General features: G+C 61.7%; 22 protein-coding genes and 1 tRNA gene. 9 read left to right on the top strand and 14 right to left on the bottom strand.

Annotated features, from left to right (window positions below; translation table 11 throughout):
* Nucleotides 1-5: 5 nt before the first annotated feature.
* Nucleotides 6-1,877 (bottom strand): phosphoenolpyruvate carboxykinase (GTP), encoded by a 1,872-nt coding sequence (locus tag AWB76_RS03340; RefSeq protein ID WP_061158702.1) that lies wholly within the window; start codon nt 1,875-1,877, stop codon nt 6-8.
* A gap of 486 nt (nt 1,878-2,363) precedes the next feature.
* Here AWB76_RS03340 and AWB76_RS03335 point away from each other — a divergent pair, with 486 nt between their 5' ends.
* Entirely contained in the window at nt 2,364-3,380 is a 1,017-nt protein-coding gene (locus tag AWB76_RS03335; RefSeq protein ID WP_061158701.1) for a D-2-hydroxyacid dehydrogenase family protein, read from the top strand.
* Nucleotides 3,381-3,392: 12 nt separating this feature from the next.
* On the opposite strand, the gene AWB76_RS03330 is transcribed toward AWB76_RS03335, so the two are convergent.
* The 3 genes from AWB76_RS03330 to AWB76_RS03320 are packed head-to-tail and all read right to left on the bottom strand — an operon-like array spanning nt 3,393 to nt 5,157.
* Nucleotides 3,393-3,869, bottom strand: coding sequence for an OsmC family protein (locus AWB76_RS03330; protein ID WP_061158700.1), 477 nt, complete (start codon nt 3,867-3,869; stop codon nt 3,393-3,395).
* Nucleotides 3,870-3,879: 10 nt separating this feature from the next.
* Nucleotides 3,880-4,749: a patatin-like phospholipase family protein gene (locus tag AWB76_RS03325; protein WP_061158699.1), complete on the bottom strand. Its 870-nt coding sequence runs from the start codon at nt 4,747-4,749 to the stop codon at nt 3,880-3,882.
* Nucleotides 4,750-5,157, bottom strand: coding sequence for a PaaI family thioesterase (locus AWB76_RS03320; protein WP_061158698.1), 408 nt, complete (start codon nt 5,155-5,157; stop codon nt 4,750-4,752). It abuts the gene before it with no gap.
* 159 nt (nt 5,158-5,316) lie between these two features.
* Between AWB76_RS03320 and AWB76_RS03315 the strand changes: the two genes are divergently transcribed.
* A tRNA-Lys gene (locus tag AWB76_RS03315) sits at nt 5,317-5,392 on the top strand.
* Between the two features lie 181 nt (nt 5,393-5,573).
* Here the strand turns inward: AWB76_RS03315 and AWB76_RS03310 are convergent.
* Nucleotides 5,574-7,370 carry a GmrSD restriction endonuclease domain-containing protein gene (locus tag AWB76_RS03310; RefSeq protein ID WP_061158697.1) on the bottom strand — a complete coding sequence of 599 codons (1,797 nt, stop codon included), beginning with the start codon at nt 7,368-7,370 and terminating at the stop codon, nt 5,574-5,576.
* A 176-nt stretch (nt 7,371-7,546) separates the two neighbouring features.
* Entirely contained in the window at nt 7,547-7,933 is a 387-nt protein-coding gene (locus tag AWB76_RS03305; protein ID WP_061158696.1) for a DUF488 domain-containing protein, read from the bottom strand.
* 197 nt (nt 7,934-8,130) lie between these two features.
* On the opposite strand from AWB76_RS03305, the gene AWB76_RS03300 reads away from it, so the two are divergent.
* Nucleotides 8,131-9,504 carry an MFS transporter gene (locus AWB76_RS03300; protein WP_061158996.1) on the top strand — a complete coding sequence of 458 codons (1,374 nt, stop codon included), beginning with the start codon at nt 8,131-8,133 and terminating at the stop codon, nt 9,502-9,504.
* A 6-nt stretch (nt 9,505-9,510) separates the two neighbouring features.
* On the opposite strand, the gene dbpA is transcribed toward AWB76_RS03300, so the two are convergent.
* Complete coding sequence (gene dbpA / locus AWB76_RS03295) at nt 9,511-10,893, bottom strand: ATP-dependent RNA helicase DbpA (RefSeq protein WP_061158695.1); 1,383 nt, start codon at nt 10,891-10,893, stop codon at nt 9,511-9,513.
* A gap of 5 nt (nt 10,894-10,898) precedes the next feature.
* A complete protein-coding gene (locus AWB76_RS03290; protein WP_061158694.1) occupies nt 10,899-11,093 on the bottom strand; it encodes a hypothetical protein in 195 nt (64 codons plus the stop codon).
* 157 nt (nt 11,094-11,250) lie between these two features.
* On the opposite strand from AWB76_RS03290, the gene AWB76_RS03285 reads away from it, so the two are divergent.
* Entirely contained in the window at nt 11,251-12,123 is an 873-nt protein-coding gene (locus AWB76_RS03285) for an AraC family transcriptional regulator (RefSeq protein ID WP_061158995.1), read from the top strand.
* Nucleotides 12,124-12,185: 62 nt separating this feature from the next.
* Here AWB76_RS03285 and gyrB read toward each other — a convergent pair whose 3' ends face one another.
* The 3 genes from gyrB to dnaA all read right to left on the bottom strand — a co-directional run bounded on the left by gyrB (nt 12,186) and on the right by dnaA (nt 17,754).
* On the bottom strand, nt 12,186-14,669 hold the full coding sequence (gene gyrB, locus AWB76_RS03280) for a DNA topoisomerase (ATP-hydrolyzing) subunit B (protein WP_061158994.1): 2,484 nt from the start codon (nt 14,667-14,669) through the stop codon (nt 12,186-12,188).
* A 135-nt stretch (nt 14,670-14,804) separates the two neighbouring features.
* A complete protein-coding gene (gene dnaN, locus AWB76_RS03275) occupies nt 14,805-15,908 on the bottom strand; it encodes a DNA polymerase III subunit beta (RefSeq protein WP_061158693.1) in 1,104 nt (367 codons plus the stop codon).
* Between the two features lie 265 nt (nt 15,909-16,173).
* Nucleotides 16,174-17,754, bottom strand: coding sequence for a chromosomal replication initiator protein DnaA (gene dnaA / locus AWB76_RS03270; RefSeq protein WP_061158692.1), 1,581 nt, complete (start codon nt 17,752-17,754; stop codon nt 16,174-16,176).
* A gap of 406 nt (nt 17,755-18,160) precedes the next feature.
* Here dnaA and rpmH point away from each other — a divergent pair, with 406 nt between their 5' ends.
* From rpmH to yidC, 4 genes are all read left to right on the top strand, one after another.
* Nucleotides 18,161-18,295: a 50S ribosomal protein L34 gene (gene rpmH, locus AWB76_RS38870; RefSeq protein WP_006998755.1), complete on the top strand. Its 135-nt coding sequence runs from the start codon at nt 18,161-18,163 to the stop codon at nt 18,293-18,295.
* A gap of 71 nt (nt 18,296-18,366) precedes the next feature.
* A complete protein-coding gene (rnpA, locus tag AWB76_RS03265; protein ID WP_061158993.1) occupies nt 18,367-18,843 on the top strand; it encodes a ribonuclease P protein component in 477 nt (158 codons plus the stop codon).
* A 59-nt stretch (nt 18,844-18,902) separates the two neighbouring features.
* Nucleotides 18,903-19,208 carry a membrane protein insertion efficiency factor YidD gene (gene yidD, locus AWB76_RS03260; protein WP_061158992.1) on the top strand — a complete coding sequence of 102 codons (306 nt, stop codon included), beginning with the start codon at nt 18,903-18,905 and terminating at the stop codon, nt 19,206-19,208.
* A gap of 8 nt (nt 19,209-19,216) precedes the next feature.
* Complete coding sequence (yidC, locus tag AWB76_RS03255; RefSeq protein WP_061158691.1) at nt 19,217-20,887, top strand: membrane protein insertase YidC; 1,671 nt, start codon at nt 19,217-19,219, stop codon at nt 20,885-20,887.
* Between the two features lie 233 nt (nt 20,888-21,120).
* Here yidC and AWB76_RS03250 read toward each other — a convergent pair whose 3' ends face one another.
* Nucleotides 21,121-21,537 (bottom strand): hypothetical protein, encoded by a 417-nt coding sequence (locus AWB76_RS03250; protein WP_061158690.1) that lies wholly within the window; start codon nt 21,535-21,537, stop codon nt 21,121-21,123.
* 312 nt (nt 21,538-21,849) lie between these two features.
* On the opposite strand from AWB76_RS03250, the gene mnmE reads away from it, so the two are divergent.
* A complete protein-coding gene (gene mnmE / locus AWB76_RS03245; protein ID WP_061158689.1) occupies nt 21,850-23,238 on the top strand; it encodes a tRNA uridine-5-carboxymethylaminomethyl(34) synthesis GTPase MnmE in 1,389 nt (462 codons plus the stop codon).
* A gap of 12 nt (nt 23,239-23,250) precedes the next feature.
* On the opposite strand, the gene AWB76_RS03240 is transcribed toward mnmE, so the two are convergent.
* Nucleotides 23,251-23,721 (bottom strand): SgcJ/EcaC family oxidoreductase, encoded by a 471-nt coding sequence (locus AWB76_RS03240; RefSeq protein ID WP_061158991.1) that lies wholly within the window; start codon nt 23,719-23,721, stop codon nt 23,251-23,253.
* A complete protein-coding gene (locus AWB76_RS03235) occupies nt 23,718-24,344 on the bottom strand; it encodes a LysE family translocator (RefSeq protein WP_061158688.1) in 627 nt (208 codons plus the stop codon). Before AWB76_RS03235 ends, AWB76_RS03240 begins: the two co-directional genes overlap by 4 nt.
* Between the last annotated feature and the right edge of the window lie 77 nt (nt 24,345-24,421).

Here is a 24,421-nt window from a genome sequence, read left to right as displayed (position 1 = left end):
TTCGCTCAGGCGGCCAGACGCTTTTCCATGTTGGCCTTGGCCTCCGGCAATGCGTCGGGCAAACCGTGCTTCAGTTTCGCGAAAAGCTCGTCGTGGAGGGCGAGTTCGTCGCGCCAGGCGGTGTCGTCGACGGAAATGACCTGCTCGAACTGCTCGCGCGAGAAGCCGAGCGCGCCCCAGCCGATGTCCTCGTAACGCGGCGAAATACCGAACGCGTGCTCCTCGCCCTTCGCCGTGCCTTCGATGCGTCCGATCATCCAGTTCAGCACGCGCATGTTCTCGCCGAAGCCCGGCCACACGAACTTGCCGTCGTCGCCCTTGCGGAACCAGTTCACGCAGAAGAACTTCGGTGCTTTTGCGTCGGTCGCTTCGAGGCGCTCGCCCATTTTCAGCCAGTGGCCGAAATAATCGGCCATGTTGTAACCGCAGAAAGGCAGCATCGCGAACGGATCGCGGCGCACGACGCCCTGCTGGCCCGCGGCGGCGGCGGTGGTTTCGGAGCCCATCGTCGCGGCCATGTAGACGCCTTCCTTCCAGTCGCGCGCTTCGGTCACGAGCGGCACCGTGTTCGAGCGGCGTCCGCCGAAGATGAACGCGTCGATCGGCACGCCGGCCGGATTCTCCCAGTCGGCATCGATCGACGGACACTGCGACGCCGGCGCCGTGAAGCGCGCGTTCGGATGCGCGGCCTTCGCGCCCGTTTCCTTCGCGATCGCGGGCGTCCAGTCGCGGCCCTGCCAGTCGATCAGATGCGCGGGCGGCGTGTCGGTCATGCCTTCCCACCAGACATCGCCGTCGTCGGTCAGCGCGACGTTGGTGAAGATCACGTTTTCCTTCAGCGTGGCCATCGCGTTGAAGTTGGTCTTTTCGCTCGTGCCGGGCGCGACGCCGAAATAGCCCGCTTCCGGATTGATCGCGTAAAGACGCCCGTCGCGGCCCGGCTTGATCCAGGCGATATCGTCGCCGATGGTCGTCACCTTCCAGCCGTTCAGATCGCTCGGCGGAATCAGCATCGCGAAGTTGGTCTTGCCGCACGCCGACGGAAACGCCGCCGCGACGTGATATTTGCGCCCTTGCGGCGATGTCACGCCGAGAATCAGCATGTGCTCGGCGAGCCAGCCTTCGTCGCGGCCCATCGTCGACGCGATGCGCAGCGCGAAACACTTCTTGCCGAGCAGCGCATTGCCGCCGTAGCCCGAGCCGAAGCTCCAGATTTCGCGCTTTTCGGGGAAATGAACGATGTACTTCGTGTCGTTGCACGGCCACGGCACGTCCTTGCGGCCACGACCAAGCGGCGCGCCCACCGAATGCACGCACGGCACGAACTCGCCGTCCGCGCCCAGCACGTCGTACACGGCGCGGCCCATGCGCGTCATGATGCGCATGTTCGTCACGACATACGGGCTGTCCGACAATTCCACGCCGATATGCGCGATCGGCGAGCCGAGCGGGCCCATCGAGAACGGCACGACGTACATCGTGCGGCCGCGCATGGAGCCGTCGAACAGGCCGTCGAGCGTCACGCGCATTTCCTGCGGATCGATCCAGTTGTTCGTGGGGCCGGCGTCTTCGGGACGCTGCGAGCAGATGAACGTGCGATCTTCGACGCGCGCGACATCAGACGGGTCCGAGCACGCGAGGAAGGAATTCGGGCGTTTCTCGGGATTGAGCTTCTTCATTGTGCCGGCTTCGACCATCTGCTGGCAGAGCCGGTCGTATTCTTCCTGCGACCCGTCGCACCATTCGATACGATCCGGTTTCGTCAGGGCCGCAATGTGCTGGACCCATTCGATGAGTCGTCGGTGCCGGACGTAAGCCGGCGCCTCGATTTCGACGGCGTTTTTATTGTTGTCTTCGACTACTGCGGGCTGGTTCATCGAGTTATCTCCGTTCTTCTGCAATGAAAACCAATCACCCGTCAACGCTGCATGCGAGAGGCGTGTGCGACTCGAACCGCCGGGCGCTTTCGTGCGTGTGCGCTACATGCTTTCATCGCACGAAATGCGGTTCGCGAGCCAATGCGGCGTCACGGGTACGAAATCTCTACACAGCAAACCCTAGCGGTTCGCGGCTTGCGTCGCAAAGGAACAAACTGTTAAAAAGAGATACTAAGTGGCCTGTCCTTCCGCGGATCACCGTGTTTTCCGCTACTTGCGCTGAAACGCTCGACTTTGGCGCGGTCGCACGAGGCTCCTGAAAAATGGGAGTCAAGCATAACACCGCATCGTACGAACTCGTTGATGCAGCGCAATAACGATGAATAGAGCGCAATTTATCGGTATTTACCCGAAGTTAAGTGCTCTATTCTCACTCTCCATAAAAAAGCAGCACGTTTGATGCCTAACAGAAGCCAGCCAATGCCCATGAAAATCGCCATCCTCGACGACTACCAGGACGCCGTCCGGAAGCTGGATTGCTTCCATTTGCTCGATGACCATGAGGTGAAGGTCTTCAACAACACGGTGCGCGGTCTCGGGCAACTGGCCAGCCGACTTTCCGAAGTGGACGCGCTCGTGCTGATCCGCGAACGCACACGCATCAGCTCTCAACTGCTCGATAAATGCCCGAAACTGCGCATGATCAGCCAGACCGGGCGCGCGGGCGGCGGGCATATCGACATCGACGCGTGTACCGAGCGCGGCATCGCGGTGCTCGAAGGCACGGGTTCGCCGGTTGCGCCCGCCGAGCTGACGTGGGCGCTGATCATGTCGGCGCAGCGGCGCATTCCGCAGTACGTCGCAAACCTGAAGCAAGGCGCGTGGCAGCAGTCGGGACTGAAGACATCGGCGTTGCCGCCGAATTTCGGGCTGGGTCAGGTGCTGCGCGGCCAGACGCTCGGCATCTGGGGCTACGGCAAGATCGGCAAGCTGGTGGCGGGCTACGGCAAGGCGTTCGGCATGAACGTGCTCGTCTACGGCCGCGAGCACTCGCAGAGCGCGGCGCGTGAAGACGGATTCGACGTGGCCGAAAGCCGCGAAGCGCTGTTCGAACAGAGCGACGTGCTCACGCTGCATCTGCGTCTCACCGACGAAACGACGGGCATCGTCAAGCAGGATGATCTGATGCGCATGAAGCCGACCGCGTTGTTCGTCAACACGAGCCGAGCGGAGTTGCTCGAAGAGAATGCGCTGCTCAACTCGCTGCATCACAACCGGCCGGGCATGGTTGCGGTCGATGTCTTCGAGAGCGAGCCGATTCTGCAAGGCTATGGCCTGCTGCGCCTCGAGAACGTGATCTGCACGCCGCACATCGGCTATGTGGAGCGCGAGAGCTACGAACTGTACTTCGGCGCGGCGTTCCGGAACATCCTCGCGTTCGATTCGGGCGATACGTCGAGCGTCTTCAACAAGGAAGCGCTCCACCACGCGCGCCGCCGTTGAGATTCATCACGCTCAGAGCGATGAAACTTCGATCGTCGGCTCGCAGCGCACCGGAAAATTCACCGAGTTCGCGATGAAGCAAAAGCGGTGCGCCTCTTCGTGCAGGCGCGCCGCAAGACCGGCGTCGCTGCCGGCGCCGACCGTCACTTTCGGGCGCAAGAGCACGTCGACAAAGCGCCCGTCCCCTTTCGATTCCTCCTGCATCGTGCCGATGGCTTCATCGACATAACCGGTCACGGCGATCTTGTTCGTCGCGCACAGGTGCAGATACCAGAGCATGTGGCACGACGACAGCGACGCCACGAACAACTCCTCCGGATTGTGACGCGCGGGGTTGCCGCGAAACGCCGGATCGCTCGACGCCTCGATCGCCGTCTTGGCGCCGACGCGCACGAGGTGATCGCGCGAATACGCGTCGTAGGCGGATGTGCCGGAACCGAGATTGCCCGTCCAGTCGACGGTCAGTTCGTACGTGTGCTTCTTCGCCACGGTGTGCTCCTCAAGCCAGATGCGAAGCGGTTTCCATCAGACGCGGAAGGCGTTTCAGAAAATCGTCGCCGTCCGCGCGGCCCAGGTCATAAGCATGTTGCATTTGGGCCGGGCTCGTATAGTCCCAGCTCGAAATCGGCACCTTGCGCGATGGCTGAATGTAGAGGCGCGTCTGCTCGCCGTGCGGCACGACGAACATGCGCTCGCGCGGATAGGGGCGCGTGACCATCACGAGGACGAGTCCCGGCGACGCATCGAGCGCGGAGACGGGGACGTTGTCGACCATGCCGCCGTCGAGGACCGGACGGCCGTTGCGCCGGAGGATGGGCGTGAACGGCGGCGTGCTCGACGATTGCAGGATGAGATCGGCGAGATCTTCGATCGTCGCGCATTCCTGCGCGCGCACGAATTCCGGATGGAAGCCGAGCGCCTGACCGAGCGTCGGATGCAGCGTCTTGCGCACATATTTTTCGATGTTGTACGCGATGAGACCCGCCGCCACCGCGCTGCGCGCGCCGAGCCAGCGCGGCAGATGCGACACGCCGATGCGGATCTCGGGCGCATTCGCGAGTTCGTGGAAGCGATCCGCGAAGATGTCGAGCAGCGCCTGACGATAGATGCGGTAGTGCGGAAACACGGATCGTCCGCGCAGCAGGTTGCCCCAGTAGGCGTTACGCGTGTTGTCGCGCAGGGCGTGGGCGTAGTAGTCCATCACCCAGCGCGACTCGTTCGTGTAGAGCATGCACGCGGTGGCCGCGCCCGCCGATATGCCCGCGATCACGCGCGGCTTCAGACTCAGTTCCGGGCGGATGACGTCCCAGAAACCGGCTTGCCACCAGCAGCGGTTGCCGCCGCCGGCGAATACGACCTGGTCGAACATTTATTTGTTGATGAGCGCGTAAGTGGTGGTGGCGTGGGCGGCGAGTTCGCCGTGCTCGTCGTGCATGTCGATTTCGCCGAAGACGAGATTGCGGCCGCGGCGCTGGATGTGCGCGGTGATGAGCACGTCGCCGGCTTTTACCGGACGCATGAAGGTCGTGTTCAGGGAGACGGTGGTCATCGGCTGGAAGCCACCGAGAACGTGCGAGACGGCGACGACCATCGCGGTATCGGCGGCGGCCATGAAGACCTGACCGCAGATGACGCCGCCCGCGTGACGCAGATGCTCCGAATACGGCAGACGCAGCGTGACGGCATTTTCGGCGATGGCGTCGGGCGCGAGGTGCAGTTCCTTCACCCACGGCGCGAGGATGTCGTCGAGCAAGGCGCGGATGGCGGTTTCGTCCATGGTTCTTTTTCGCGATGCAGTCGATGAAGATGCGTCATGATACCGGTGCGTCGCGCACCCGCCGATGCGCTTCAAGAATGACTTCGTCAGAAAGTTAAGAATTTTCGTCGTAGGGCCTTGCGCTCCTGCAAAAACACCCGCTATAATTTCGCTTCTGTTGGGGCGTTAGCTCAGTTGGTAGAGCAGCGGACTCTTAATCCGTAGGTCGAGTGTTCGAGTCACTCACGCCCCACCAAGCATTACGAAGCCCGGTTAGCGAAAGCTGACCGGGCTTTTTGTTTTTCTATCCGATCGGCATTGGTCGTCTCGCCACAACAGCTGGACGAACGATGGTCGTTCGACGAGAAAGGAGGGCCGAGTTGCCCTCGCTCTCTCAGCCATCGAACACGACCTGCCGAGATGTGCCTCGGAATCCGTCAGAGCACTTCGAACCAAGCCTTAATCTTTAGAGCCATTAGCTTTCTACGCTCCTCCAGAAAGACGTCGTATTCGTCGATATTTCCATAGAGCATGGAGATCGGAACGCAGTTGGCTTCAAGGTTTGAAATGATATCTTCTCGTTTGTCAATGCCACCGTACTTTTTGTCTCCGCCCGTGCATTGCATCAAGAGTTCCTCGAAATAGACTTTCGGATCCTTTGCGCCAATCGCGATGTTAATTTCGCTTTGTGCTACGACGTAGTTAGCGATCTGGTTATACATGGCTGCCTTGAATTGCTGATTGGCAAGATGCTTCTTGGGATAGAGATGGTGCACGTCCGCCTGATTGAGCAACAGATCCATCACTGTGATATCCCGAGAGAGAAATCCCTTATCGCCAAGCTTCGCCTGCGCAGCCATATAACATAGAAAATATGGACTCTTAATCGAAGACGTCGTCATGAACTGCGGCAGCATTCCGGTCCAGAAACTATCCGGCAATTCGTTTGCGATTACTGCGTCCACGTATTGCTTGACGCCTTGCGATTCGACTTGCCGGATATCGAAGTCGAACTGCGACTCCGGAGATCCGCTATAGCGCCCCCGAAGCGTGGACATTGCGAACCAGCGCCGGACAATCCGCTCAAGTTCCGGGGCAGGAATACCGTTCTTGCGCCCCCGAAGATAGAGAACGTAGGCGAAATTCACTGCATTCTGACTGCTGATGAGCGATTTAGAGACGAATCCGGCAGAGCGCAGGATCATCGTAAAACGGTTGAAGTGCGTCTCGTTGATGAACGAAAGCACTCCGCTTTTCAATTGACCGAAGGATTGCTCCGCAATAGCCTCTTCAAATTGCTTCGTCTCGAAGTTTCGCCCGGACAGAAGAGCAACGAGGTCCTGAAGCTTCCCTCGGCCGAACTCTGAAGTGAATGCAACGCGCAACATGTCGGTGTACGTCGGATCGTAAATGTCATCGTTGACATTGCAGATCCACTTCATTTTTTCGTAAAACCCGGATGAAACGAACCGCTTGTCAGATGCCTCGATCTTTGCTCTGAAGTCCGGCGCAACCGCCAAGTGGCAGAAATAGTCGATCGCTTTGCGAAGCATGTTCCCGCCGTACGTCTCATTCACCGCAATCTTCGACATGGCGAAGTCGGCTTGCGACAGCGAAGCACCAGCCGAGTTGACTCGAATGAAGATCTCCGTGACCGTTTCGATGTCGAGATCCTCGGCAAGCTCAATGACACCCACGTGATTGTGAACGATGCCACGCAGTTTTTCGAGGACGTTAAAAATCTTGTCCTGCGTACATCCATCGTTCGCTATGCAGTAGTCGGTGACCAATTGAAAAACGCTGGTCTGCGCGTCGAAGACCGCCGCTATGTCCGGCAACCAAGCACTGTTCTTGCGAATCGCCGGGTTCGATACTTCGAACGTCTCCTCCTGAGGATTAAAGGCAATGCGAATCTGAACGGTTTCATAGTCGTCGTTCAGAACCTCCGCACCGAGCAACGAAGCCATCAGTGCTGTGACACGCTGCTGACCGTCGATCAAGATCCGCTTGCCCATCGACGTCGAACCGTCCTTGAGCTTTACATTTGGATTTTTCCACGCAATGAGGTAGCCGACCGGATATCCCTGATAGAGCGAGTCAAGCAGGTTTCGGACACGAGTCGCCTCCCAAACAAACGGGCGTTGAATTTCCGGAATGGCAATTTCACCGGACTTCACCCACGTAAGTAAGGTTTCGATCGGATGAGGAGTAACTGAATAACGTTGAGTTGACATTTTTGAAACAATCTATGTTTTTAACTCGGATGCACTACTAATCACTTGAACAATCAAGACGTCCTTTACGACCGGGACTCAGACGTCGGAGCGAAAGTATTGACGCGCCCGCTCATCCGGAAGCGCGCACTGTGAAGCCGAATTATAGACTTCGAGGTTTTTTAGCTATCGTGCTTTCAAACCACCTCCGCCCCTCGCGCCGCCAACAACTCCCGCAACACCGATCGATGACACCGCGCCTCATCCTCGCAATAGCACCCGACCGAAAAGTTCGCGCTATGCGACAACGCCGCCAGTAAATCCAGCGTCCTGCTCGCATCCGGCTCGGCCATCTCGGCCTTGAACTTCTTCACGAACGCGCGCCACTCCTTGTCGCTCTCCGCGTGAAGCGCCTGCGTCACCAGTTCCTGCGTCGGCGATAGCACCGGATACCACACATCGTAAAAATCGCGTTTCGCGAACTCGGCCTTCGGCACGCCGCGCGGCGGCCGCCGCACCGTGCCGATGCGCAATCCCTCGTTCTCCGCGCGCGGCGTCCCCAGTCTCACGATTCGTATCGCCATCGTTGGTCTCCTTCGATAAGCACGACCGCAAAAGCATAACCGCTGACATCGCTTTGAAAGCTCCCGAGCGGCCGTCCAGCGAAACCGCGCGTCTTCCCGTATCGTTTCGGATTATTCTCCTTCCGCTTACATCCGGAATCAGCGCCGTGCCCACCGAAGAACGTCCGCAAAACTTGTCTCACGATCCCGACGCCCCGATGACCCCGCTCGAGCGCCGCGGCATGGCCGCGATCCTGCTCTCGGTGGCGCTCGCGACGCTCGACACCGCCATCGCCAACACCGCGCTGCCCGCGATCGCCGCCGATCTGCACACGACGCCCGCCGCCTCCGTCTGGATCATCAACGCCTATCAGCTCGCGATGGTCGCCACGCTCCTGCCCTTCGCCGCGCTCGGCGGCATCCTCGGCCATCGGCGCGTGTATCTCGGCGGGCTCATCGTGTTTCTGATTGCGTCGGCGGTGTGCGCGTTCTCGTGGTCGCTGCCGACGCTCGTCGCCGCGCGTTTGCTGCAAGGCCTCGGCGCGAGCGCGATCATGAGCGTCAACGCGGCGCTCATCAGCGCGATCTTTCCGCCGCATCGGTTGGGGCGCGGCGTCGGGTTGAATGCGCTCGTCGTCGGGATTGCGTTCGCGGTCGGGCCGACGGTCGCATCCATCGTCCTGTCGCTCGGCACGTGGCCGTGGCTCTTCGCCGTCAACTTGCCGGTCGGCGTATTCGCGCTGATGATCGCGTGGCCGTCGCTGCCGCAGACGAAACGCGCCGCGCACGGCTTCGATCGCCTCGCGGCGCTGCTCAACGTCGTCACGTTCGCGTCGCTGATCTTCGCACTCGGCGAGGCGGCCCAACGCGCGCCGTCGCGTGTCGTGCTCGCGTCGTTCGGCGTCGCGCTCGTCGCGGGCGTTCTGCTCTTGCGGCGCGAACGCGGCCATCCCGCGCCGATGCTGCCCGTCGATCTCTTCCGCCGCCCGATGTTCGCGCTCTCGACGATGACCGCCATCTGCTCGTTCGCCGCGCAAGGGCTCGCGTTCGTGTCGCTGCCGTTCTTCTTCGAAAGCGTGCTGGGCCGCAGCCAGGTCGAGACCGGATTTCTGATGACGCCGTGGTCCGCGCTCGTCGCGTTGATGGCGCCGATTGCGGGACGGCTGTCCGATCGTCAGTCACCCGGGCTGCTCGGCGGCATCGGACTGGCAATTCTCTGCGTGGGCATGGTGTCGCTCGCGATGCTGCCTGCGCAGCCGCATGCGCTGGAGATCTGCATCCGCATGGCGATTTGCGGCGCGGGCTTCGGCTTCTTTCAGTCGCCGAACCTGAAGGCGTTCATGTCGAGCGCGCCGCGTGAACGCAGCGGCGGCGCGAGCGGCATGATCGCGACATCGCGTCTGATCGGGCAGGCGACGGGCGCGGCGCTCGTCGCGTTGTGCTTCAGCATCGCCGGAAAGCATGGCCCGGCGCTCGCGTTGTCGCTCGGTGCGGCATTCGCGGGCGCGGGCAGTATCGCGAGCGGATTGCGCCTCGTGACGCGCAATCCGTCGCCTGAACGCATCGTGGGAGAACCGTCGCGCGAGGCGTGAGCCCGCTCACATTCTCCGCACTTTCACCTTGCGGCCCTTGAGCTTGCCCGCGCCCAGCTTGCGCAGCGCGTCGTCAGCGACGTTCCGCTCGACGGCCACATACGTGACCATGTCCATCACGTTGATCTTGCCGATCTGCTTGCTGTCGAAGCCCGCTTCGCCGGTGAGCGCGCCGAGCACATCGCCGGGGCGGATCTTGTCCTTGCGGCCGCCGAGGATTTGCAGCGTCGCCATCGGCGGTTTCAGGTGACCAGGTTCCGCCGACGTCAGTTCGTCGAGCGGATGCCATTCCACTTCCGCGCGCTGCGCCTCTTCGATCGCGCCGACGCGCCCCATCTCGTCCATGCTCGCGAGCGACAGCGCCCAGCCTTCCTCATCGCCACGGCCCGTGCGGCCGATTCGATGCACATGCACTTCCGGGTCCGGCGTCACATCGACGTTGATCACCGCTTCTAGTTGCGCGATGTCGAGGCCGCGCGCGGCGACATCGGTCGCGACGAGCACCGAGCAACTGCGGTTCGCGAACTGCACGAGCACCTGATCGCGCTCGCGTTGTTCGAGCTCGCCGTGCAGCGTCAGCGCTTCGAAGCCTTGCGCGCGCAGGACGTCGAGCAGATCGCGGCATTGCTGCTTCGTGTTGCAGAACGCGATCGTGCTCACCGGGCGATAGTGATCGAGCAGCAACCCGACCGCGTGCAGGCGCTCGTGATCTTCGACCTGATAGAAGCGCTGCTTGATCTTCGCGTTGCTGTGCTGTTCGGTGAGCTTGATCTCGCGCGGATTGCGCAGGAACTGCTGGCTGAGTTTCGCGATGCCTTCCGGATACGTCGCCGAGAACAGCAGCGTCTGGCGATCCTTCGGACACTGGCGCGCGACCGACGCGATATCGTCGAAAAAGCCCATGTCGAGCATGCGATCGGCTTCATCGAGGACGAGCGTGCGGACTGCATCGAGCGAAAGCGTTTCGCGCTGCAGGTGATCCATGATGCGCCCCGGCGTGCCGACGATGATATGCGCGCCGTGCTCAAGACTCGCGACTTGCGGACGCATCGGCGTGCCGCCGCACAGCGTCAGCACTTTCACGTTCTCTTCCGCGCGCGCGAGGCGGCGGATTTCCTGCGTGACCTGATCGGCGAGTTCGCGCGTCGGACAGAGAACGAGCGCCTGCACCGCGAACCGGCTTGCGTCGAGTTTGGCGAGCAGCGGCAGCGTGAATGCGGCCGTTTTGCCGCTGCCCGTTTTCGCCTGCGCGATGAGATCGTGGCCCGCGAGCGCCGGCGGCAGGCTCGCGGCCTGGATCGGCGTCATCGACAGATAGCCGAGTTGCTGCAGGTTCGACTGCATCGCCGGCGCGATCGGCAGGCTGCTGAAGGAGGTGTCGGTGGTCATGTGGGTTATCGCTTGCCGTGGGGCGGGATGTCCTGGACTTGCTCATAGGTCACATCGCCCTCCTTGGTCTCGTGGCGCGCCACATAGTTGCGCGCGCCGCACATCGGGCAGCGGAACAGCAGGCCTTGGCCTTCGTTATGGATGTCGACATCCGACAGCGCCCAATCGGCGCCGCAGGACTGGTTTCGGCAGGTGAACATGTTCGTATTTCTCGGTTCGTGGCGCGATCGTGCGCCCAAAGGCGAAAGTGTACGCGTGTCTGGTGCCGGCGCGGTCGGCGCAAGTCCGCAAGAAATGCTAAAGCGGGTCGTGCTACTTTTCCTGCCAATCGGTTCGACTTTCCTTTCGGAGCTGGCGATGAGCGAAAAGCCTTATGAAACGCGGCTCGCGCGCGTGGTCGCGTATATCCACGATCATCTCGACGATGCGCTCGATCTGAATCGGCTCGCGGAGGTGGCGTGTGTGTCGCCGTACCACTGGCATCGGATTTATCACGCGTTTTACGGCGAGACGGCGGCGGCGACCGTTCGACGCTTGCGGCTGCATCGGGCGTCGAACGAGCTGTTGCAGGGCGCCGTGCCGATCGATTCGATCGCCGAACACGCGGGCTACAGCAGCGTGCAGGCGTTTTCGCGGGCGTTTCAGGCGAGTTATCGGATTCCGCCGGGGCAGTTTCGCAGTGAGGGCGGCGCTTCGATGTTCGTTCCTTTGGATGAAGTTCGATCAGGAGATACGGCGATGCATCAGGTCGATATTCGCACTCAACGTGGATTTGCGGTCGCGGCGATGGAGCATCGCGGGTCGTACATGGGCATCGGGCGGGCGTTCGAGATGCTGTTTCACTGGCTCGCGGTGCGCGGGCTGGTCGATCCTCGGGCGCGCTCGCTCGGCATTTATTTCGATGATCCGGCGGCGGTGGCCGAAGACGAGCTTCGGTCGATGGCGTGCTGCGAGCTGTTTTCGCCCGACGAGGTTCGGTTTGAGGCGCCGGTTTCGCGTGTCGAGGTCGCGGGCGGGGAGTTTGCGGTGCTTACGCATGTCGGGCCGTATGCGCAGCTTTGCTTTGCGTATCAGTGGTTGTATGGGGAGTGGTTGCCGCGCTCCGGGCGAGAGACGGGAGAGGCGCCGGTGTTCGAGGTTTATGTCAACGATCCGAGGGAGACCGCGCCGGCGGATCTGGTGACGGAGATTTGGTTGCCGTTGGGGCGCGGCAAAGTAACGTCGGCGTGACCGGACAAAGAAAAACCGCTCGACGCGAACACGGGTTCGACTGATCCGGCGATCTTCACCCCTCAAACATCAATATTCCCCGCCCGCAGCGCATTACTCTCGATGAACGCCCGGCGCGGCTCGACATCATCGCCCATCAGCGTCGTAAAAATCCCATCCGCCGCAATCGCATCCTCGATCTGCACGCGCAACAAACGCCGCACGTTCGGATCCATCGTCGTTTCCCAGAGCTGTTCGGGGTTCATCTCGCCTAGCCCCTTATAACGCTGCTTCGATACGTTGCGCTCCGCATCGGCGATCAGCCACTTCATCGCGCTCTTGAAATCCGTCACGGCCATCGACCGCTCGCCGCGCTTGATCAACGCGCCTTCGCCGATCAAGCCCTTGAACGTATCCGCCGTCGAGACGAGCTGCTTGTAATCCGCAGTCAACTGGAGGTCTTCATCGAACACGGTGACCTTCACGTTGCCATGATGACGTCGCTTGATATGCAGCGAACGCAGCTCGCGCACCTGATCGTATGCCGGTTCGACGCTCACTTCCGGCTTCAGCGGATCGGCTCGCAGACGCTCTTCCAGACGCTTCGCCGATGCTTCCGCTGCTTCCTGCGACGACAGATCGATGACCACGCCATCCATCACCGCTTCCAGCGAAGCCGCGTCATAAATACGGCTGAGTCGATCCACGACAGCCTGAGCCAGCAGATAAGCACGCGCGAGCTCACCCAGCGCATCGCCTGAAATGGCATCCGCGCCTTCGCTCGGCAGCAGCTCCGAGCCTTGCAGCGCGAGCCTCAACATATGCTGATTGAGTTCGTGCGCGTCCTTCATGTACCGCTCGTCCTTGCCCGCCTTGATCTTGTACAGCGGCGGCTGCGCGATATAGATAAACCCGCGCTCGACGATCTCCGGCATCTGCCGATAGAAGAACGTCAGCAACAACGTGCGGATGTGCGCGCCGTCGACGTCAGCATCGGTCATGATGATGATGCGGTGATAACGCAGCTTGTCGAGGTTGTAATCGTCCTTGCCGATACCGCAGCCGAGCGCCGTCACCAGCGTCACGATCTGCTCGGACGAAATCAGCTTGTCGAAGCGCGCCTTCTCGACGTTCAGCACCTTGCCGCGCAGCGGCAAAATTGCCTGGAACTTGCGGTCGCGCCCCTGCTTGGCCGAGCCGCCCGCGGAGTCGCCCTCGACGATATAGATCTCCGACTTCGCCGGGTCCTTCTCCTGGCAATCCGCGAGCTTGCCCGGCAAACCGATGCCATCGAGCACGCCCTTGCGACGCGTCATCTCGCGCGCCTTGCGCGCGGCGTCACGCGCCCGCGCCGCATCGACGATCTTGCCCGTGATGATCTTCGCGTCGCTCGGCGTTTCCTGTAGATAATCTTCGAGCGCCTTCGCGACGACTTCCTCGACCGGCGCGCGCACTTCCGACGACACCAGCTTGTCCTTCGTCTGCGAGCTGAACTTTGGCTCCGGCACCTTCACCGACAGCACGCACGACAGACCCTCACGCATGTCATCGCCGGTGGTCTCGACCTTCGCCTTCTTCGCGATGTCGTTATCCGTGATGTACTTGTTGATGACGCGCGTCATCGCGGCGCGCAGGCCGGTCAGGTGCGTGCCGCCGTCGCGCTGCGGAATGTTGTTCGTGAAGCAGAGCACGCTTTCGTTGAAGCTGTCGTTCCACTGCATCGCCACTTCGACGGTCACATTCTCGCGCTCGCCGACAGCGTGGAACACGGTCGGATGCAGCACCTGCTTCGCTTTGTTGATGTACTCGACGAAGCCCTTTACGCCGCCCGCGAACGCGAAATCGTCTTCCTTGCCGGTGCGCTGATCCGTCAAACGGATGCGCACGCCGTTGTTCAGGAACGAGAGTTCGCGCATGCGCTTGGCGAGAATGTCGTAGTGGAATTCGACATTGCCGAAGATGGTTGCATCGGCGAGAAAGTGCACTTCGGTGCCGCGATTTTCCGTATCGCCGACGACCGGCATCGGCGAATACTGCACGCCGTCTTCCTCGACGATCTCACGGTTCTGCACGACGCCGCGCGCGAACTCCATGAAGTGCTTCTTGCCGTCGCGCCGCACGGTGAGGCGCAGCCACTCCGAGAGCGCGTTCACGCACGACACGCCCACGCCGTGCAGGCCGCCCGACACCTTGTAGCTGTTCTGGTCGAACTTGCCGCCCGCGTGCAGCTCCGTCATCACGATTTCGGCGGCGCTGCGCTTTGGATCGTGCTTGTCGTCGCGCTTCAGGCCCGTGGGCACGCCGCGGCCGTTGTCGGTCACGGAAATGGAATTGTCCGCATGGATGACGACGTGAATGTCGTCGCAATAGCCCGCGAGCGCTTCGTCGATGGAGTTGTCCAGCACTTCGAAAACGAGGTGATGCAGACCGGTGCCATCCGACGTATCGCCGATATACATGCCTGGCCGCTTGCGTACGGCCTCCAGACCTTCGAGGATCTGGATCGACGATGCGCCGTAGCTGTTGTCAGGCTTGTTGTCGGGTTGCGAATTTGTGTTTTCAGTCATGGATATCTTCCGGTTCTGCGTCACTGCTTCGACACTGCTTCGATAACGCTGCGATTGCTGCTCGAACTTTTCAAAACACCTTAAAAACGCCAAAGGGGCGCGCCGCCCCTTGGAGTGTTCTCGGTATTGCGTGCGTCAGATACGCATCGGCATCACCACATACTTGAATTCCTCGTTCTCGGGAATCGTGATGAGCGCGCTGGAATTCGCGTCGCCGAGGCTGACTTTCAGCGTGTCGACCTTCAGATTCGCGAGCACGTCGAGCAGATACGTGACGTTGAATCCGATATCGACCGTGTCGCCCTGATAAGCGATTTCCAGTTCTTCCTGCGCTTCTTCCTGGTCCGCGTTCGTCGACATGATCTTGAGCTGGCCCGGCTCGACGAGGCAGCGCACGCCCTTGAACTTGTCGGACGTCAGAATGGCCGCGCGCTGCAGCGAACGCTGCAATTCTTCACGGCCGATTTCGAACGTGTTCTTGTGCGACTTCGGAATCACGCGCTGGAAGTCGGGGAACTTGCCCTCGACGAGCTTCGACACCAGTTCCACCTGACCGAAGCTGAACTTCACCTGCGTCGCGGCGATGTCGATGTTCAACGAATCGTCGATGTCTTCCAGCAGACGCTGGAGTTCGAGAATCGTCTTGCGCGGGATGATGACTTCCTGACGCGCGAACGAACCTTCGATTTTCATCGACGAGAACGCGAGGCGGTGGCCGTCGGTCGCGACTGCCATCAGCTGGTCGCCGTCGACCACGAGCAGCATGCCGTTCAGGTAGTAACGGATGTCCTGCTGGGCCATCGCGAAATAGACCATGCCGAGCAACTGGCGGAACGTCTTCTGCGGAACCGACAGGCTCGCGCCGAAGTCAGTAGCCTGGTTGACGGTGGGAAATTCGTCGGCGGCGAGCGTCTGGAGCGCGAAGCGGCTCTTGCCGGAACGCACCGTGAGACGCTTGTCGGACAGATCGAGCACGACTTCGCCCGGCGGCATGGCGCGAAGGATGTCCAGCAGCTTGCGCGCGGCAACCGTGGTGGCGACCTGGTCGCTGCCGACGCCGAAATCGGCGCGGGTCGTGATCTGGAGTTCGAGGTCGGTCGAGAGGAACGACACATCCGCGCCGTTCTTGGTAATGAGCAAATTCGCGAGGATAGGCAACGTATGGCGGCGTTCTACGATGCCGCTTACGGTTTGCAGCGGCCTTAGAAGATTATCTCGTTCGGTCTTGACCAGTTGCATAGAGTTCCTTCGTTGATGTGACGGCCTGTCCGCCGGTTTCGCCACCAGATTTGCCCAACGGACAACCTCGTAACACGCGTTGCCGGCCCCCCGCCGGTCACTCGCGAAAACTGCGCTCGAAAGCCGTCCAGGCCACGGACGGCTAAACCTATATTGTGCCTCAAAACGGAACCGCTCCCTAAAAATGGGGACGTTTTCGTCAAAAAACAGCCTGTCGAACGCAATAAATGGCGCGTGCGTTCTCCGCAGCGCACCAGTCGAAGCCTTAGCCCTTCAGCGTCTGTTCGAGCACGTGCAGTTCGTGGTTCAACTGCGCGTCGGTGCCGCGCTCGGCGGCGATCTTGCGCACCGCGTGCAGGACGGTCGTGTGATCCCGCCCGCCGAAGAGTTCGCCGATCTCGGGCAGGCTCTTCTGCGTCAGCTCCTTCGCCAGATACATCGCGATCTGGCGCGGGCGCGCAATGTTAGCCGGCCTCTTTTTCGAATACATGTCGGCGACCTTGATGTTGTAGAAATCGGCCACCGTCTTCTGGATGTTCTCCACCGAAATCTGACGGTTCTGCACCGTCAACAGGTCTTTGAGCGCTTCCTTGGTCAGCTCGATCGTGATGTCGCGGCCGTGGAACTTCGAATACGCGAGGATCTTGCGCAGCGCGCCTTCCAGCTCGCGCACGTTCGAGCGCAAGTGCTTCGCGACGAAAAACGCGACGTCCTCGGAGAGACTCACGCCTTCGGACTGCGCCTTCCTCATCAGAATCGCGACGCGCATTTCCAGCTCGGGCGGCTCGATCGCGACGGTGAGACCGGAGTCGAAGCGCGAGATCAGGCGATCGTCGATGCCGGAGATTTCCTTCGGATACGTGTCGCTCGTGATGATGACCTGCGCCTTGTTCGCGACGAGCGCCTCGAACGCGTAGAAGAATTCTTCCTGCGTGCGCGACTTGCCGGAGAAGAACTGAATATCGTCGATGAGCAGCAGATCGAGCGAGTGGTAGTAGCGCTTGAAGTCGTCGAACGCCTTGCGCTGGTACGCCTTCACCACATCGGACACGTATTGCTCCGCGTGGATGTAGCGGATGCGCGCGCCGGCCTTGTCCATCAGCAACTGATTGCCGATGGCGTGAATCAGGTGCGTCTTGCCCAAGCCCACGCCGCCATACAGGAAGAGCGGGTTGTACGAAATGCCGGGGTTGTCCGCGACCTGGATGGCCGCCGCGCGCGCGAGCTGGTTCGCCTTACCGGTGACGAAGTTGTCGAACGTCAGGACCGGGTTCAGTTTCGAACGCTCGTAGGCGGAATCGTTTTCACTGGCGGGCGAAGGCGCGCTGCCCGGACGCCACGTGCGACGGCCCGCGGCGGCTTCGTTGGCGTCGAGACTCGGGAGATCGAGATCGGCCTGGTCTTCCTGCGTGGCTTGCGCCTGCTGCGCGGCTTCCGCGGCGAGCGCGTTGATGTGCGCGGTGGCGTTCGCGTGCGCGACGACGGAAGGCGCCTGAGGCGCAGCCGCCGACGGCATCGGGGCGCGCGGCGCCACGGGTGCGCTCGCGGTCGGCCGGGGCGCGGCGCTCGGTCCGCCGCCGATCGCGTTGCGGGCGGTCGCTTTGGGATCGAGGACGAATTGCACGTCGATGGGCGCGCTGAAGAAATCGCGGGCGACATCGGCGATGCGGCCCGAGAACTGGCTCTTCACCCAGTCGAGCTTGAAGCGATTGGGAGCGGCGATGCGCAGGGTGTTCGCGCCGGCATCGAAGTCGACCGGGGTCAGCGGCTTGATCCACGTGACGTACTGCTGCGGCGTGAGTTCCCGCGCGAGCAGTGCGGAACAGTGTTCCCAGAAATCGTTCATCGAATGCGGTCGTTATGGTTGCTCCGCACCTGCGGGGCCGTGCTTGCCGAACGTTCGGACAAGTCCCGGCACAGCCGAGCAGGCAGGCTCCGGAGGCTTACGCCGCAAGGGTTTGCGGGCGAACGGCGGGCCGAAGCAGCGGGCGGATATTTGGGAGTAAGGCGAGATTCTAACGCCAAACGAGGGCGTCGCGCGAGTTATCCACAGGGTCAAATCAGCACGTCCGACGCGGTGAAAATCTTCCGGAATGCACGTTCGCTCGCGCTAAACTATTGACGGTCAATAGGAAAACGGTTTAAATAGCGGGTTCCGCGAAAACAGAATTCCTGAACCTCCGGCCATCGCGCTTGCAGTGACCACACTGGAGCCTTAGTCCGCGCGGTCAATCAACTCAAGTGAGAGCACCATGAAACGTACTTACCAACCTTCCGTTACCCGTCGCAAGCGCACCCACGGCTTCCGCGTTCGCATGAAGACCGCTGGCGGCCGCAAGGTCATCAACGCTCGCCGCGCGAAGGGCCGCAAGCGCCTGGCAGTCTAAGTCTGCCGAGTGTTCGCTCGCGGTTGGATGCTGCACTCGACGGCGAGCCGCTCACGCGCCGCACAGAAGTCTTGAAACAGGACATCGTTCAGTTGCCGGCGCAGGCTGCGTTCCCCAAGGCCGCAAGGCTGCTGAAAACGGATGAGTTCTCATCCGTTTTTCGTTTGCGCCCCTGGCGCCGTTCGCCGCATTTCGTTCTGTACGGCAAGCCGTCCGGAAAGGAAGCGCGGCTCGGGCTGGTGATCGGCAAAAAGCAGGCGCCGCGCGCCGTCACGCGCAATCTGATCAAACGGCTTGCGCGCGACGCGTTCCGGTTGCGCCGCGCGCAACTGGACGGATTCGACATTCTCGTGCGTCTGCACGCGAAGATCGACCGCAAGGCGATGCCGAGCGCGAGTTCCCCGCCGCTTCGGGCGCTCGTCGGCAGCGAGCTGGAAGCATTGTTCGACCGTGCCGTGCGCGAAGCCGCGCGCCGCAGGGCCGAAACCGTGGCGGCGCCGCCCGAGGCGCCCGCCGTCGACGAAACATCCGGCCCGTCAGGGTCATGAAGCGCGGATCGCGCCAGACTTTGCCTTCCACGGCGAATCCGGCGCGCGGCGCGAAGCTTATGCAAACGGCACTCATCGCGTTGTTGCGTTTCTACAAGCTTGCTGTGAGCCCTCTGCTCGGCAATCGCTGCCGCTTTTATCCTTCCTGTTCCGACTACGCGCGCGAAGCAATCCAGTATCATGGCGCCGCGCACGGCTCGTATCTGGCCGTGAAGCGGCTGTGCCGCTGCCATCCTTTTTCGGCCGGCGGCGTCGACCTCGTGCCGCCTCCCAACGCACAAGAATCGAGCGCGGACGCTACAAGCCCCGGGCAAGACACGCTTTCAACACTAAACGGCGCTGAAGCGCTTTCCGATCGACACTGAGACAACGCATGGATATCAAACGCACCGTCCTATGGGTCATCTTCTTCGTGTCAGTTGTCCTGCTGTTCGACAACTGGCAGCGCGACCACGGGCGCCCGTCGATGTTCTTCCCGAGCGCGACGCAACCGGCGAAGACCGCCAGCAACCCGGCACCGGGCTCGGCCGCATCCGGCGCACAGCCGTCCGAACTGCCGAACGCACCGGCCGGCACGGCCGCACCCGGCACGACGACGCCGCCCGCCACGACGCAATCGCAGCTCGTCAAGTTCACGACGGACGTGTACTCCGGTGAAATCGACACGCGCGGCGGCACGCTTTCGAAGCTCGCGCTGATGAAGGAAGGCGACGGCAAGCAGCCGAACCTCTACATCACGCTGTTCGATCACACCGCGAATCACACGTATCTCGCGCGCACGGGCCTGCTCGGCGGCGACTTCCCGAACCACAACGACATCTTCACGCCGGTTCCCGGCCAGACGTCGCTGACGGGCGATGAAAAGACGCTGAAGATCGCGTTCGAATCGCCGGTGAAGGGTGGCGTGAAGGTCATCAAGACCTACACGTTCACGCGCGGCAGCTATGTGATCAACGTCGATACGAAGATCGAGAACGTCGGCACCGCGCCGGTCACGCCGAAGCTCTACATGGAGCTCGTGCGCGACAACACGCCGGTCGAGACGCCGCGTTTCTCGCACACGTTCATCGGGCCGGCGGTCTACACGGAGCAGAAGCACTTCCAGAAGATCGATTTCTCCGACATCGACAAGAACAAGGCAACGTTCGAGCCGTCGTCGGATAACGGCTGGGTCGCGATGGTGCAGCACTACTTCGCGTCCGCGTGGATTCCGCAGCAGGGCGTGAAGCGCGACATCTACGTGCAGAAGATCGATCCGGATCTGTATCGCGTCGGCATGACGCTGCCCGCGCAGACGATCGCGCCGGGACAGACCGTGAACGTCGATGCGCGTCTTTTCGCCGGCCCGGAAGAAGAGCGCATGCTCGAAGGCATCGCGCCGGGTCTGGAGCTGGTGAAGGACTACGGCATGGTGACGATCATCGCCAAGCCGCTCTTCTGGCTGCTGGAGAAGATCCACGGGTTCGTCGGCAACTGGGGCTGGGCGATCGTGCTGCTCACGCTGCTCATCAAGGCGGTGTTCTTCCCGCTGTCGGCGGCGAGCTACAAGTCGATGGCGCGCATGAAGGAAATCACGCCGCGCATGCAGCAGATCCGCGAGCGCTTCAAGAGCGATCCGCAGAAGATGAACGCCGAGCTCATGTCGCTGTACAAGACGGAGAAAGTGAATCCGTTCGGCGGCTGTCTGCCGGTCGTGGTGCAGATTCCGGTGTTTATCTCGCTGTATTGGGTGCTGCTGTCGTCGGTGGAAATGCGCGGCGCGCCGTGGATTCTCTGGATCCACGATCTGTCGCAACAAGATCCGTACTTCATCCTGCCGGTGCTAATGGCCGTCTCGATGTTCGTGCAGACCAAGCTCAACCCGACGCCGCCGGACCCCGTCCAGGCGAAGATGATGATGTTCATGCCGATCGCGTTCTCGGTCATGTTCTTCTTCTTCCCGGCTGGTCTCGTGCTGTACTACGTGGTGAACAACGTACTGTCGATCGCGCAGCAGTACTACATCACGCGCATGATGGGAAAGAGCAAGAAGAAGCCGGCGTAAGCGCTGCTGCTGGTTTGGATATGGAAACGCCCGGCTTTGGCCGGGCGTTTTTGTTTTGAGGGCTGCGCTTCGGAACGAGCGTCAGCGATCGAGTCCGTTTTCCAACGCATCTGAAAAATCGGGGGCCGCTTCGCACGACGGCCCGCCAATCATGGTGACGCGCCCATCAACGAACCCGGATATTTCTATCCAGGCGGATTGCAACATTTGCTCAAATCGACGATTTGCGACGATCACCGCTTCATCGACCCATAGAACTGCTCGACCAGTTCCTCGAGCAAATACCGATGATGCGGCGACAGCGCTTCGATTTTCGTCGCCAGTTCGAGCGTCTCCTCGGACGCGGGATATTGCTCGTCGCGTGCGAGCGGCTTCGGCGTCACCTGCGGATTGCCGCTCGGCGGCGGCCCGTAGTGCAGCCAGTGCTGATCGACCTTGAACCAGTCGGCAAGGGTCTTCAGCTTGTCGACGGTGGGAATTGATCGCGCGGTAAGCCACTTGTGCGCCGTCTGCGGTGAAACAGACTCCCCTTGGTAGCGCAGGTTGAAGTGCAATGCGAGATCAGTCGCTCCGCGCATCTTTTCAGGCGCGCGGGTCATCGAGAATTTGAGCCGCTCGGAGAAATCGGCCTTTTCTTGTGGTGTAGGCATGGGCGGGATTGTGCGAGGCAATCGCTGCTTCGCAGTCAACCATTTGAGTTATATTTGGCGCACTGCAGCGCACCTTTATCTTGATTAAGTGACCAATTTGATTGCTTAAAGGCAACGTATTTTAGCCATTGCACCCGCCATAGAGGGCTCCGAGCATCGCGATTCCGGAAACTTTCGAAGTTCGTCGTGATGTATTTTTCTATCTCAAAAAAGATAACGCGAGCGGTCTTTTGCAGTTGATGCTGAACGGCCCGATTCAGACGCCGCGATACAATGCCCGCACTCCGAAACCCACCCCATCGCCCGACAGACATGCTGACCAACGACACCGATCCGATCGTCGCAATCGCCACCGCGCCCGGGCGCGGCGGAATCGGCGTCGTGCGTCTGTCGTTCGGTCGTGCGGGTGAAGCCGCCGCGCACAAGGCGATGCACGCGCTGTGCGGACAGGCGCTCGCGCCGCGTCACGCCAGCTACGTGCCGTTCATCGACGGCAACGGCGAAGCGCTCGACCGCGGCATCGGGCTGTATTTCCCCGCGCCGAACTCCTACACCGGCGAACACGTGCTGGAGTTGCAGGGGCACGGCGGTCCGATCGTGCTGCAGCTCGTCCTGCAGCGCGCGATCGAAGCCGGTCGCGATTTCGGGCTGCGGCTCGCCGAGCCGGGCGAATTCACGCGCCGCGCGTTTCTCAACGACAAGCTCGATCTCGCGCAGGCGGAAGCCGTCGCCGATCTGATCGAAGCGAGCACGGAAGCCGCCGCGCGTTCGGCCGGACGTTCGCTGGAAGGCGCGTTCTCCCGCGAAATTCACGCGTTGGTGGAGGACGTGATCACGTTGCGCATGCTCGTCGAGGCGACGCTGGATTTTCCCGAGGAAGAAATCGACTTTCTCGAAGCAGCCGATGCGCGCGGCAAACTCGCACGCATCCGCGAGCGGCTGGACACGGTGCTCGCGGACGCGCGTCAAGGCGCGCTGTTGCGCGAGGGCTTGTCGGTGGTGCTTGCGGGTCAGCCGAACGTCGGCAAGTCATCGCTGTTGAATGCGCTCGCGGGCGCGGAACTCGCGATCGTCACGCCAATCGCCGGAACGACTCGCGACAAGGTCGCGCAGACGATCCAGGTCGAAGGCATTCCGCTACATATCATCGATACGGCCGGGCTGCGCGAGACGCAGGACGAAGTGGAGCGCATCGGCATCGAGCGTACATGGGGCGAGATCGAGCGCGCCGATGTCGTCCTGCATCTGCTCGATGCACGCGAGGGCGTCACGCCTGAAGATCAGGCGATCGCGGCGCGCTTTCCGGCCGGCGTGCCTGTCGTGCGGGTGATGAACAAGACGGATCTGGCGGGGACGCCAGCCGCCGCGTGCGACGCCGAAGGCCGCGCGCGCGAAGTGAATCTTTCCGCGAAAACCGGCGATGGCATCGCGTTGCTGCGCGATGAACTGCTGAAGATCGCCGGCTGGCAAGCCGGCGCGGAGAGCGTGTATCTCGCGCGTGAACGTCATCTGATCGCGCTGCGCGAGGCGCGCGATCATCTCGCGCTCGCCGCTCAACATGCCGATCAACACTCGCAAGTGCTCGATCTTTTCGCGGAAGAACTGCGGCTCGCGCAGGACAATCTCAACGCGATCACGGGCGAATTCACGTCCGATGACCTGCTGGGCGTGATCTTCAGCCGGTTTTGCATCGGCAAGTGAACACGAACGAACCTACGCGCCCGCCGGTTTGCCAAGCTCGCGCAACTCGGCGGTGAGCTTCTCGCTTTCCTCGGGACGACCGTGAAACGCGGCGGGCGTGTTCTGGAACATCTCGATCCGATACACGCCGTCGCAGAGCGACAGCACCATCGTCTGAATGGCGTTCAGACTGGGCTCAAGTTCCGTCGCGCCGCGCGGCCACATGCCCACGACGGCTCGCAGCAGCAGCGTCTGCCCGTTTGCCATGCGCCTCACCTCGCGCACCTTCCCGACGAAACGTGGCGTCGGATGCTGCGCGAAGATCGGCTGAAGATGCGCCTCGATGCAGGCGCGCCCATCGATCGCGCTGCCATCGAAACCGACCAGGCTGCCGCGCTCCGCGAAGCGCGCCGCCAAGGCGGGCGCGTCCTGCCGGTTCCAGTCGTCGAGCAGGCAGAAATACACGCGGCGCGCGCTCGCGGTCCAGTCGTCGTGCTGACTCATGCCGCCTTCTTCCACGCCGCCGCGAAGATGCCCGCGCTCATGAGCAGCGCGCCGCCCGTGCGATTCACCGCGCGTTGAACGGACGGCTTGCGAATTGCCTTGCGCGCGCCGGACGCGAGCAGCGCGTACGCAAACGCGTTGGCGGCCGCCAGTCCGACGAAAGTGGCTTCGAGAATCGCGATTTGCGACACGCTTGCCGCGTGCGGATCGACGAATTGCGGAACGAACGCGACGAAGAAAATGATGCTTTTCGGGTTCAGCGTCGTGACGGCGTAGGCGTGCGCCATGATGCGGCTCGTGCGCAGTTCGCCGGTCGGTTGCACGGCGTCCGTATCGACGACGGGCGCGCGCCACAGCTTGATGCCGAGGTACACGAGATACGCCGCGCCGATCCACTTCACCACCATGAACAATTCAGCCGATGCCGCCAGCAGCACGCCGAGTCCGAGCATCGACGCGGTCATTGCGGTGAGGTCGCCGAGCGCAACGCCGATGGTTGTCGCAAACGCGTACTTGCGGCCGTGGCCGAGCGCGTAGGACACGACGAGCAGCACGGTCGGGCCGGGAATCGCGACGAGAATCGCCGACGCAATCGCGAACGGCAGCCATTGAGCGAGGGTCATGCTGGGTCTCCTTGGTTCGATGGGTCGATTTATCCATGAACGCCCGGCGCTTGCAATAGGCCGTTCAGCCAGCTTGA

Source organism: Caballeronia temeraria (genome assembly GCF_001544795.2).
GTDB lineage: Bacteria > Pseudomonadota > Gammaproteobacteria > Burkholderiales > Burkholderiaceae > Caballeronia > Caballeronia temeraria.
This window is presented reverse-complemented; position numbering and strand designations above follow the sequence as displayed.

Coding starts and splice junctions, on each gene's coding strand:
- AWB76_RS03340 (WP_061158702.1), bottom strand. CDS start 1,877: ATGAACCAGCCCGCAGTAGTCGAAGACAACAATAAAAACGCCGTCGAA.
- AWB76_RS03335 (WP_061158701.1), top strand. CDS start 2,364: ATGAAAATCGCCATCCTCGACGACTACCAGGACGCCGTCCGGAAGCTG.
- AWB76_RS03325 (WP_061158699.1), bottom strand. CDS start 4,749: ATGTTCGACCAGGTCGTATTCGCCGGCGGCGGCAACCGCTGCTGGTGG.
- AWB76_RS03320 (WP_061158698.1), bottom strand. CDS start 5,157: ATGGACGAAACCGCCATCCGCGCCTTGCTCGACGACATCCTCGCGCCG.
- AWB76_RS03310 (WP_061158697.1), bottom strand. CDS start 7,370: ATGTCAACTCAACGTTATTCAGTTACTCCTCATCCGATCGAAACCTTA.
- AWB76_RS03305 (WP_061158696.1), bottom strand. CDS start 7,933: ATGGCGATACGAATCGTGAGACTGGGGACGCCGCGCGCGGAGAACGAG.
- AWB76_RS03300 (WP_061158996.1), top strand. CDS start 8,131: ATGACCCCGCTCGAGCGCCGCGGCATGGCCGCGATCCTGCTCTCGGTG.
- dbpA (WP_061158695.1), bottom strand. CDS start 10,893: ATGACCACCGACACCTCCTTCAGCAGCCTGCCGATCGCGCCGGCGATG.
- AWB76_RS03290 (WP_061158694.1), bottom strand. CDS start 11,093: ATGTTCACCTGCCGAAACCAGTCCTGCGGCGCCGATTGGGCGCTGTCG.
- AWB76_RS03285 (WP_061158995.1), top strand. CDS start 11,251: ATGAGCGAAAAGCCTTATGAAACGCGGCTCGCGCGCGTGGTCGCGTAT.
- gyrB (WP_061158994.1), bottom strand. CDS start 14,669: ATGACTGAAAACACAAATTCGCAACCCGACAACAAGCCTGACAACAGC.
- dnaN (WP_061158693.1), bottom strand. CDS start 15,908: ATGCAACTGGTCAAGACCGAACGAGATAATCTTCTAAGGCCGCTGCAA.
- dnaA (WP_061158692.1), bottom strand. CDS start 17,754: ATGAACGATTTCTGGGAACACTGTTCCGCACTGCTCGCGCGGGAACTC.
- rpmH (WP_006998755.1), top strand. CDS start 18,161: ATGAAACGTACTTACCAACCTTCCGTTACCCGTCGCAAGCGCACCCAC.
- yidD (WP_061158992.1), top strand. CDS start 18,903: ATGCAAACGGCACTCATCGCGTTGTTGCGTTTCTACAAGCTTGCTGTG.
- yidC (WP_061158691.1), top strand. CDS start 19,217: ATGGATATCAAACGCACCGTCCTATGGGTCATCTTCTTCGTGTCAGTT.
- AWB76_RS03250 (WP_061158690.1), bottom strand. CDS start 21,537: ATGCCTACACCACAAGAAAAGGCCGATTTCTCCGAGCGGCTCAAATTC.
- mnmE (WP_061158689.1), top strand. CDS start 21,850: ATGCTGACCAACGACACCGATCCGATCGTCGCAATCGCCACCGCGCCC.
- AWB76_RS03240 (WP_061158991.1), bottom strand. CDS start 23,721: ATGAGTCAGCACGACGACTGGACCGCGAGCGCGCGCCGCGTGTATTTC.
- AWB76_RS03235 (WP_061158688.1), bottom strand. CDS start 24,344: ATGACCCTCGCTCAATGGCTGCCGTTCGCGATTGCGTCGGCGATTCTC.